Source organism: Bacillus sp. AFS098217 (genome assembly GCF_002551815.1).
Lineage (GTDB): Bacteria > Bacillota > Bacilli > Bacillales > Bacillaceae_G > Bacillus_A.
Genome location: NZ_NVPR01000074.1, coordinates 108,394 through 119,823, shown reverse-complemented (window position 1 = coordinate 119,823; position 11,430 = coordinate 108,394). Strand labels below are relative to the sequence as shown.

At 36.8% G+C, this 11,430-nt stretch carries 9 protein-coding genes; 3 read left to right on the top strand and 6 right to left on the bottom strand.

All coding sequences use genetic code 11. From position 1 onward, the window contains the following. The first annotated feature begins 280 nt into the window (after positions 1-280). Positions 281-637, top strand: coding sequence for a YgzB family protein (locus COO03_RS19685; protein WP_097898783.1), 357 nt, complete (start codon positions 281-283; stop codon positions 635-637). A gap of 63 nt (positions 638-700) precedes the next feature. On the opposite strand, the gene perR is transcribed toward COO03_RS19685, so the two are convergent. The 6 genes from perR to COO03_RS19655 all read right to left on the bottom strand — a co-directional run bounded on the left by perR (position 701) and on the right by COO03_RS19655 (position 5,030). After that, a complete protein-coding gene (gene perR, locus COO03_RS19680) occupies positions 701-1,129 on the bottom strand; it encodes a peroxide-responsive transcriptional repressor PerR (RefSeq protein ID WP_170958192.1) in 429 nt (142 codons plus the stop codon). Positions 1,130-1,444: 315 nt separating this feature from the next. After that, positions 1,445-1,900 (bottom strand): thioredoxin-dependent thiol peroxidase, encoded by a 456-nt coding sequence (bcp, locus tag COO03_RS19675; RefSeq protein ID WP_097898781.1) that lies wholly within the window; start codon positions 1,898-1,900, stop codon positions 1,445-1,447. Positions 1,901-1,967: 67 nt separating this feature from the next. Further along, positions 1,968-2,372 carry a potassium channel family protein gene (locus tag COO03_RS19670; RefSeq protein ID WP_097898780.1) on the bottom strand — a complete coding sequence of 135 codons (405 nt, stop codon included), beginning with the start codon at positions 2,370-2,372 and terminating at the stop codon, positions 1,968-1,970. A gap of 70 nt (positions 2,373-2,442) precedes the next feature. Beyond that, a complete protein-coding gene (locus tag COO03_RS19665; protein ID WP_097898779.1) occupies positions 2,443-3,228 on the bottom strand; it encodes an ABC transporter permease in 786 nt (261 codons plus the stop codon). A gap of 4 nt (positions 3,229-3,232) precedes the next feature. Next, positions 3,233-4,024, bottom strand: coding sequence for an ABC transporter permease (locus COO03_RS19660; RefSeq protein ID WP_097898778.1), 792 nt, complete (start codon positions 4,022-4,024; stop codon positions 3,233-3,235). Next, positions 4,017-5,030 (bottom strand): ABC transporter ATP-binding protein, encoded by a 1,014-nt coding sequence (locus COO03_RS19655; RefSeq protein WP_097898777.1) that lies wholly within the window; start codon positions 5,028-5,030, stop codon positions 4,017-4,019. The genes COO03_RS19660 and COO03_RS19655 overlap by 8 nt, the downstream gene beginning before the upstream one ends. Positions 5,031-5,151: 121 nt before the next feature. On the opposite strand from COO03_RS19655, the gene hemL reads away from it, so the two are divergent. Both hemL and COO03_RS19645 read left to right on the top strand, forming a co-directional pair. Then, positions 5,152-6,450 carry a glutamate-1-semialdehyde-2,1-aminomutase gene (gene hemL / locus COO03_RS19650; protein WP_097898776.1) on the top strand — a complete coding sequence of 433 codons (1,299 nt, stop codon included), beginning with the start codon at positions 5,152-5,154 and terminating at the stop codon, positions 6,448-6,450. Between the two features lie 210 nt (positions 6,451-6,660). Further along, positions 6,661-11,097, top strand: a complete 4,437-nt coding sequence (locus COO03_RS19645; RefSeq protein ID WP_097898775.1) for a glutamate synthase-related protein — start codon at positions 6,661-6,663, stop codon at positions 11,095-11,097. The last annotated feature ends 333 nt before the right edge of the window (positions 11,098-11,430 follow it).

The following is an 11,430-nucleotide window of genomic DNA, read 5'->3' as shown; positions in this document are numbered from 1 at the left end:
TCAGAGAACTCGTTTGCCGCTTAATTGCGACTTCCTTATGGTAACATCTTCGTTTTTCGATGTCAACTAAGTTTTTGATTTCTTTTTCGCTTTCTGCGTGTTTCGCATCAGCGACGTGTATTAATATATCATGCACTACATGTACGGTCAATACTTTTCACAAAAAAATTCCACATCCCGTTTGTACTTTATCATTCTTACAAATTTCATCAACCTCTTTTCTTTTTGATAAAAAATTCTAAATTTTGTGTTATATTGTTGCTATAGGAGTGTGATGGGAATGGGTATTAAGTATTCAAACAAAATCAATAAGATTCGAACCTTTGCATTAAGTTTAGTATTTATCGGCCTCTTCATTGCATACTTAGGCGTCTTTTTTCGAGAGAATATTATTATCATGACTACCCTTATGATGCTCGGTTTCTTAGCTGTTATCGCTAGCACCCTTGTTTACTTTTGGATTGGCATGTTATCCACCAAGACCGTGCAGATTATTTGTCCAAGCTGTAATAAACCAACAAAAATGCTTGGTCGTGTAGATGCATGTATGCACTGCAATCAACCTTTAACACTTGATCGGAATTTAGAAGGAAAAGAATTTGATGAGAAGTATAATAAAAAGAGCTATAAAGCATAAAATGGAATTTATATAATAAAGAAAGAGGCTGACATAGCCGTCAGCCTCTTTCTTTAATTATAATTACGCCTTATGACATTCTGGACATACGCCATAAATTTCTAAACGATGACTATTAATAACAAAGCCGGTTGCTTTCGCAGCTTCATCTTCAAGTTTTTCCAAACCACCATAAGGAAAATCAACAATCTTACCACACTTTTCGCAAATTACATGGTAATGCTGACTTGTAATATAATCAAATCTACTTGAAGCGTCTCCATAAGTTAATTCCTTTACAAGCTCAACTTCTTTAAATACACGTAAGTTATTATATACAGTCGCAACGCTCATATTTGGAAACTTACCTTCTAACGCCTTATAAATTTCATCCGCTGTTGGGTGCGTCATAGATTCCACAAGGTACTCTAAAATAGCATGACGCTGTGGAGTAATGCGTACACCCGTATTTTTCAGCATTTCTAGCGCTTCTTTTAATTCTTCTTTGACCACCGTCATGCACCCCGATTCTATACGGATTATTATTTTATAATTCTTATAAATAGTGTACTCCTTTTCTTGTCAATCGTCAATATTTCTACTATAACTATGTGTTTTATTTTTCACCTAACCTTATTCTTATGTATATTTGTCCCTTCCTTATACATTCGTAAAGAAAAAAAGTGCGAAATAATCGCACTTGGAATACTATCATCTGAGGAGGTATGCCCTACCCTTTTAATTTATGAAACATCATAAAAAGTGTATAGGCATATGCCTTATATGAGAAACTTCTTTCGTTCTTTATTCCTTTGCTCATGTAAGCTCTTATTTTATATAAGAAAGAATCTCTTCGATATGACCCTTCACTTTTACTTTACGCCATTCTTTTACAAGTTCACCGTCTTTATTAATCAGGAATGTAGAACGCTCAATTCCCATATACTCTTTTCCAAAGTTCTTCTTCAGTTTCCAAACATCATATTGTTCTGCCACTTTATGATCCTCATCCACTAAAAGTAAAAATGGTAAATCATGTTTTTCAATGAATTTCATATGTCTATTTGCTGGGTCAGGACTTACACCAAGAATAACTGTATCCTTTTCTTGGAATAACCCATATGCATCTCGAAAATCACATGCTTCCGTCGTACATCCCGGTGTCATATCTTTCGGGTAAAAATATAACACTACATTTTTTCCGCGAAAATTGGATAATTCAACCTGCTCCCCATTGCTTCCTTCTAGTGTAAAATCTGGTGCTATTTCTCCTATTGCGACCATCTTTATCACTCCTTATATTTTCCTTATATTTTCCTTATATTTTCCTTCTACTATAACAAATATTACCTTATTTTTCATTGTCTATCACAGTCCGGACTACGAAAGCAAACGGTAATGTATATCCAATTAGCGCCTCAACTATCGCAACCCAGCGTCCTATTCCAACTGGGGTCACATCACCATATCCAACCGATAATAAAGTAACTGCGCTAAAATATAAACATACTTCTACAAGTTGAAAAGAATGGCCATTCAATCTTTCGCCATCTTCCCTTAAAATCGAAAATCCACTTTCCTCTAATACAACATAGCTTAATCCAAATGCAATCAGTACCGTTGTATAAATTAAGAACAATGAAGTCAAGTTATACAAAGAAAAAAAACGCTTTGACTCCGAATATGAACTCCATAACAATTGAACACTTCTTAAAACAGCAATTACTGCGATTAATAGGATCAGTCCCCATAACATGTCCTCCACCTCATCCTATATGTATGAGGACAACAAATAATTTATCCCATAGAAACCAATGAACCCCTATTTAATTTCCAGCACCACGGTACCTTTTCACACCCTGATTCCAAAGTGTAATTGCAATCGTAAAACAAATTACGCCAACCATTGGTGTTGCAAATGCATAACTGTTCCATTCCGTTTTTCTAAGAAAGTATGCCGCTGGATATACACCAACAAATGCAAACGGTAATACAAAGGTTAAAATGAAGCGAATAACGCGATTATAAATATTTACAGGGTATCGTCCATAATTCCCTATATTATACATAAGCGGCATAATGGAGCTTTTCGCATCTGACCAAAAACCGATACTCGCGAGTGTTACAAATATCCCGCCGTATACAAGCGCTCCTCCTCCTACCATTAGCAAGAACAAAAAGATGTCATACCAATAAAAAGATAATTGAAGCTGCACTGCTGCATATCCCATTACAATCATTCCTGTTATAGCTCCAATTAACGACTCTAATTCCATTCGTTCTAATATAATTTGAAACAAACTATGAATCGGTCTTGTCAAGACACGATCCATTTCTCCCTTGATAATGTACCTATCATTAAAGTCCCATATATTAAAGAAAGAAGAAAAGATAGCAAATGGTACTAAGAAAAAGCCATAGATAAAAATAACCTCTTCACGGCTCCACCCTTTTAATGACTGTGTATGCCCAAAAACAACAAGTATAAAAATTAAATTAACAGCTTGTAATAGTAAGTCGGATAATAACCCAACAATGAAATCACCACGATATTCTAGTTTCGTTTTGATATATTGGCTTGCATATTGCAAAAAAAGTTTTATATACAACATCTCATCATCCCCCTTGTACAATTAGGCGTTTTCTCGCCGTTTTCCACATCAGCACAATTGGAATAACAAGTACCACTGCCCAAATCATTTGGAATAATAAAGCTTGATACAACTTACTTCCTTGTATTCCTTCAGAGAAAATCATACTCGGAATATAACTGATCGCTTGGAATGGTAAGAATACCATCGCTTTTTGGGCCCATAGAGGATAAAAGCTAATCGGTAGTAATAAGCCTGAAAACAAATCAATAACAACACGTTTTGCGTACATAATTCCACTGTTGTTAAATAAGAAAAAAGTGAGCATTCCTGTCATTAAATTAATTTGCGTATTAATAATAAAACTGAATATTAACGATAGAAAGAAATACAGCCACGTTTGAAAATTCGTTGTAATTTGTAAGGAGAACAACAGCGTAACGATCAGCATACCTGGGATTGAAAAGAATGCAAAACGAAATATTCCCTCTCCAAGCCCTTGCATAACTTTCATCCCTAAATAGTTATACGGTCGAATTAACTCAACAGCTACACGCCCTTCTTGAATTTCCATCGCAATTTCTCTATCAATATTATTAAAATAAAAAGCACGAGCCATCCAAGCAATAGCAATATAGGTTGTCATTTGAGAAATCGATAAGCTTTCAATATTCTCTTTTCCACTGTAAATAGCTTGCCATAAGAAGTAATATGCTCCGATATTAATCGTATAAATTAAAATTCCACTATAATAGTTTGTTCGATAAGCAAGCATCATTAAAAAACGAATACGAATCATTTCAATATACTTACCCATGAATGATACCCTCTTCATAAATGTTACGAATAATTTCTTCTGTAGACACTTCATGAATTTTTAAATCTTTAATTTGAAAAGCTTGTACTACTTTTGAAATGAGCATAGAGATTATAACTTCTTCATTCGGTATTTTCGCAATCCATGTATGTTCTTCTCTCGCCTGCGACCAAACTACATGATTATCTGGCATAATCATTGATAATTGTTGATACGAAACCGGCGAAACAAATTGAAAATGTATCTCTTTTTCCGCTCCCCATTGCGAACGCAGTTTTTCTAACGAACCATCATACATAATATTTCCCTCATCAAGCATAATAACGCGCTCACATAACGCTTCAATATCAGTAATATCATGTGTTGTTAAAAGAATCGTTGTTTTATAACGCTCATTCATCTCTTTTAAAAATTCACGAATCTTTAATTTCACAAGAACATCTAATCCGATTGTTGGCTCATCTAAAAATAAAAGCGGCGGGTTATGAATTAATGCCGCTGCCAATTCACAACGCATTCGTTGACCAAGCGATAATTTACGCACCGGTTTATCTAACAACGGTCCAATATCTAATGTTTCAATAACATGCTCCATATGTTCTTTATACTGGCTATCCGATACACCGTACACTTTCTTTAATAGACGAAATGATTCTTGCACTGCGATATCCCACCAAAGCTGAGAACGTTGTCCAAATACAACACCAATTGTTCTTACAAATTCTTCTCGCTGCTTATGCGGATTCATACCATTCACTGTAATTTGTCCAGACGTTGGTGTTAAAATCCCAGTTAACATCTTAATAGTGGTTGATTTTCCAGCACCATTTTCCCCAATATACCCAACCATTTCACCTTGCTTTATAGTAAACGAAACATCATTCACTGCTGGTACTATTTTATAGTTACGATTTAATAAATCGCGAAAAGCACCCTTTAAGCCCGAACGACTTGAATAGGTTGTAAATTCTTTACGTAATCCTTGTACCTCAATTACCGATTTCATAACCGGACCTCCTCCCTAAATATCACAACGAATAGTTTACCCAACTACTATCCCTATCACAAACAATACGTCTTTTTGAAAAACATGTTAAAATAATACATAGATTTTTGTAAGGAGATGAATTGTAGTGAATTTCACAAAGTCAGAAGCATTACATAAAGAAGCGTTAGAACATATTGTTGGTGGTGTTAATAGTCCTTCACGTTCTTTTAAAGCCGTTGGCGGTGGTTCACCTGTTGCAATGGAACGTGGGAAAGGTGCTTATTTTTGGGATGTAGATGGTAATAAATATATCGACTATTTAGCAGCATATGGTCCAATTATTACAGGGCATGCTCATCCTCACATAACGGAAGCAATTAAAACAGCTGCTGAAAATGGTGTACTATACGGAACACCGACAGCACTAGAAGTAAAGTTTGCAAAAATGTTAAAAGAAGCAATGCCTGCTTTAGATAAAGTTCGTTTCGTAAACTCTGGTACAGAATCTGTTATGACAACGATTCGCGTAGCTCGTGCTTACACAGGTCGCACAAAAATCATGAAATTTGCTGGTTGCTACCATGGTCATTCAGATTTAGTACTTGTAGCAGCTGGTTCAGGTCCTTCTACTCTTGGCACTCCTGATTCAGCCGGAGTACCACAAAGTATCGCACAAGAAGTTATTACCGTTCCATTTAATAATGTAGAAACATTAAAAGAGGCACTAGATAAATGGGGACATGAAGTAGCAGCTATTCTTGTGGAACCAATCGTTGGGAACTTCGGAATTGTAGAACCTAAACCTGGTTTCCTTGAAAAAGTAAATGAACTTGTTCACGCGGCTGGCGCACTAGTTATTTACGATGAAGTTATTACTGCTTTCCGTTTTATGTACGGCGGCGCTCAAGATTTACTTGGTGTAACCCCAGACTTAACAGCGCTTGGTAAAATAATTGGCGGCGGTCTTCCAATCGGTGCATATGGTGGTAAAAAAGAAATCATGGAACAAGTTGCCCCGCTTGGACCTGCTTATCAAGCTGGTACAATGGCCGGAAACCCAGCTTCTATGGCAGCTGGTATCGCATGCCTAGAAGTCCTAAAGCAAGAAGGCGTATATGAAAAACTAGATGAGCTTGGAGCAATGCTTGAAAAAGGTATTTTAGAACAAGCCGCAAAACATAGCATCGATATTACAGTAAATCGTCTAAAAGGTGCATTAACTGTGTACTTTACAACAGATACAATTGAAGATTATGATGCTGCTCAAAATACAGATGGTGAAATGTTCGGCAAGTTCTTCAAGCTTATGCTCAACGAAGGAATTAACTTAGCACCATCCAAATATGAAGCATGGTTCTTAACAACAGAACATACAAAAGAAGATATTGAATATACAATTGAAGCTGTTGGCAGAGCATTTGCTGCCTTAGCAAAATAAAATTGCAACGCATAAGAAAAGGAAGAAATAGAGGCTGCCCTCTATTTTTTTCTTTTTTCTATTTCATAAATCCCGCATTAATAGTATAATTATTCATAATTATCTGTTTTGTTTTCATCTATATTTGTTATTAATTTCGTATACAAAGCGCTTCACGCTTTGAATAGTAAGACTATTCTTAATGTTACATCTCAAAGGGGGGATTGACGGATGCTAAGTACAACAAATACATGGACACCGTCTTTATTTCGAAATTATGTAAATGCAGAACATGATGCGTGTGGAATCGTTTCCGTTATGGAAAAACAAAAAATTCCTACGAAAGAAAACATCGACCTTTGTATACAATCGCTTGTTAAAATGAATCATCGAGCTGGCTTCATTAATGGCGAAGGAGATGGAATTGGTATTCACATTGATTTACCAACAGCACTTTGGAAAGAGAAACTAAAAAAGAATGGATATAATCCAGCGATTGTGGATCATCCCCACTTTATCGTTGGACATTTTTTTCTAAGCAAAAAAGAAAATGTAAATCATTTAAAAAATAGCATTCGTACAAAACTAGAAAATGAAAATTTCACAATTGTCTTCGAGGATGAGGAGATTATAAATTCTGATGCACTCGGTCCTCTTGGTAAACAAGAAGAACCTTTATTTTGGCAAATTGCACTTATTGCAGAAAGCGAAAATAAAAATATTGACCAAATACTATTCTCTTTAACAATTGCAATCGAAGAAAATGAAGCGATTCATGTGGCGTCATTAAGTCACAATCATGTTGTCTATAAAGTTCTTGGTGCTGGCGATACACTTGTTGCCTACTACGATGACTTACAACATCCCCTTATCGCATCAACAATGACACTAGGGCATAATCGCTATTCTACCAATACATTATCAAATTTTTTTCGTGTACAGCCATTTAGTATCCTCGGACATAATGGTGAAATTAATACCATTGCCAAGTTACGTGATCAAGCTAAGATGATTGATGTACCACTTACTAACGGAGGCAGTGACTCTCAAGATTTAAACCGCACCTTAGAAACACTTCTCGTTCACTATAACTACAGCTTATTTGAAGCAATGGATATATTATTCCCACCAATTATTAATGAGATAAAATTATACGAACCTCACTTGCAAGATCTATATACGTATATTCGTGAAGCATGGGGGCATTTTGCTCAAGGACCGGCTGGCATTATTTCACGTTATAAAGATGAAGCTGTTTTTAGTGTTGATTCACTTGGTTTACGACCGGTTTGGAAAGTAGAAACAGAAACTTCCTATATCTTTTCATCTGAACCAGGTGTTGTATCTCCAACTGAATACGTAGCAGAGCCAAAACCACTTGCTCCTGGAGAGAAAATAGGTTTAAAGTGGAACGAACAAGATAACCTTGTTCTCTATGAATATGAAAGATACCAAGACGAAGTATATAAACGCCTAAAACAGCGAATTGATTTCACTGACTATCATTTTAATTTATCTATCCCATCTGTAGAAAAAATCGAGGGGTTATCAGATTATACACAAGTTGAAACAGAACAATACGTGGCTTTCGGATGGGATCGTGAACATATTCAGCTTCTTGAACAAATGGCGACAAAAGGCGTCGAACCAATCCGTTCTCTTGGGCACGATGCCCCCCTTGCAGCGCTTGATACTGATAGACGGAACATCGCTGATTTCATAAAAGAAAGTGTAGCAGTTGTTACGAACCCAGCAATTGATCGGGACAGAGAAATTGAACACTTTTCTACACGTACAGTGTTAGGAGAACGCCCAAATTTATGCCGGCCATCCCAATATCCTTTTGTCGCTGAACTTCTATCACCAATTATACTAGAGGGAAATTTAGCACAATCCATCGCTGAAAATTTAGAAACAATTACACTCGAACAACTTACACAACTATTCGTTACCCATAGTGCTGTCTACAAACTAGACATTACCTTTACAGCATCAGAGACTTTATATGATGCATTAAATCGAATTAGCTCTGAAGCTATAACAGCCATTAAAAAAGGAGCTACCCTTTTAATATTAGATGATGCGAAAGCACACCAAAATGAACAATTATGGATTGATCCACATTTAATTACAGCAAAAGTCCATCAAGTATTAACTGACAACAAATTGCGCCGGAATTGCTCTCTTGTTGTAAGATCTGGTGCTCTTCGCTCTTTACACGATATTGTTACGCTATATGGTTTAGGAGCAGATGTTATGAATCCATATTTAATGTTTGCAACTGTAAACGACGGCACTAAAGCAGCAATCGCTAATTTGTATAACGCATTAAACAAAGGACTAGAGAAAGTAATTTCAACAATTGGAATCCATGAATTACGTGGTTATGGTCGTCTCTTCTCTTCTATTGGCTTACACGAAGAAATCGCAAATATATTACAAATTACTAATTTCTTTGGATCAAACAATTTGGCTTTCTCACTTGAATCACTTACAGAGGATGCGAAAGCTCGGGCAATTGATTATAGTAATCCAAAAGTTAAAATGCGCAAAACATTCCATATATTCCCGCGGATTTGGAAAGCAATTGGTGATGTGGCAAAAGGCAATAACTATGATGATTACCGCGAGAAATTAACTGAGCTAGAAGACAAAAATCCAATGGCAATTCGTCATCTTGTCCAAATAAAAGAAGCGCAACAAACCGTTCCAACTGAACATGTTTCTATTGGAATTAAGAATCATGATTTACCATTTATTATTAGTTCCATGTCGTTTGGTTCTCAAAATGAAATCGCCTTCCGCGCCTATGCAGAGGCTGCAAATCGCCTGAATATGATTAGTTTAAATGGTGAAGGCGGAGAAATTAAAGATATGATTGGCAAATATCCACATACACGCGGCCAACAAATCGCCTCTGGTCGCTTTGGAGTGAATGCCGAACTACTCAACTCATCGAATTTAATTGAAATAAAAATCGGGCAAGGCGCAAAACCTGGTGAAGGTGGACATTTACCTGGATCAAAAGTGACTTTAAAAATTGCTGAAGCACGTAATGCAACAATTGGTTCGGACTTAATTTCACCATCTAATAACCATGATATTTACTCAATTGAGGACTTAGCACAAATGATTACAGAAATTAAAACCGCGAATCAACTCGCAAAAGTCGCTGTCAAAGTTCCAGTTGTCCCTAACATCGGAACAATTGCCGTAGGAATTGCCAAAGCGGGTGCCGATTTTATTAATATTAGCGGATTCGACGGCGGAACTGGTGCCGCACGTATTCATGCCTTGCAACATGTTGGTCTTCCTGTAGAGATTGGCGTCAAAGCTGCTCATAACGCCCTATTAGAAGCAAATATGAGGCACAATGTAGAAATTTGGGCAGATGGCGGTATTCGTAGTGTAAATGATGCACTTAAAATTATGCTTCTTGGTGCAAATCGAATTGGCTTCGGTACCCTATCAATGATTGCCATTGGTTGTACAACTTGTCGTGGCTGCCATCTAGATACATGTCATGTCGGAATCGCCACTCAAATCGAATCAGAAGCCCAAGCAAAAGAACATGGCCTGCGTCGCTTTGTCCCGCGCCAATTTGAACATGCTGTAAAAGGCTTATTACACTTATTCACTACTTTTGGTACAGAACTTAAACGTTTAACAGGACAACTCGGCCATACGAATTTACAAGAAATTGTTGGACGTTCAGATTTGCTAGAACAAACTCGTGGTACAGACCTATTAGACTTACACAATTTACTACAAATTTTAGAAAACTCATCGTTAACTTCTATAGAATCCGTAGAGCAAAAGCAACATAAAATAGCTGACTTTTTCCAATCAAAAGAATTAGTTGGTGTCGGTGTAGATCAGCGAGTGATGGGCGGTTTAGAGTCATGCTATCGCGTCCGTAGTAAATTGTATGAAAACACTAGCCTTGAACCACTTACATTAAAGTATACAAATGGTTCTGTTCCTGGAAATGGATTAGGTGCTTACAATAGCGAAAACTTATTTATCCACGTTAACGGCGGTGCACAAGATGGCATCGGAAAAACTTCATTTGGTGGTGGTATTTACATTACAAAAGCAAAAGGAAAAGATGGTGTATACTACAACGGCTCTGTCGGAAAAGGATTTGGATATGGTGCACAAAAAGGAGCTTTATATGTGCAGGGAAACGCTGATGCACGTGCAGGTATCCGTCTCTCTGGAGCAGATATGATTATTGGAGGTAGAGTCACAAAAGCACTTCGTGAAAAAGAACATGGAAACCTTGGTTCTCATTCTAATATAAAAGGCTTTGCCTTCGAGTATATGACAAATGGCCGCGCCCTTGTGTTAGGGGATCCTGGTCCATGGATTTGCGCTGGTATGACTGGCGGTGTCGTTTATTTACGTCATCAACCTGAACTCAGTTTAACAGAACCTGCCTTAAAAAGAAGAATTGCCAAAGGAGCCAATGTCACATTACAACCACTTAGCAAAAATGGTAAATCAGACGTTACAGAATTATTGTTAGACTATATTCGTATACTAAATGAGCATGAGCAATATGAAGAAGTCGCTCTCTTAACACCATTACTAGATGACATTCAGCTTCATTTTTATGAAATCATTCCGAAAAAAGAACAAGCAGATCCATCTGTTTCAACTGAATGATTTTACTACATTTTATAGCCACTGGACAGTTGACGAAGTGAGCATCACATAGTAATCTATAATAACAATTTGAAACCTGCTGAAATTCAGCAGGTTTTTTCACTAAAATAAGCAGTAAAACAGTAGGATGAATAGAGCCGAGCAGTTCGAGGCGCAGAAGTTAGAAGGGTACGGAGTGTAGATGAAACTACATGAATACCGAACTGGCGACGCAACGAATAAATCGGACAACTATCTTTATCGGAATTTTTGCACATCCACTAAAATATCACTTGCTAACATATTGTAATGGATGTATAGTATCATGTTGTACATTCATTATGACAAGAGAGA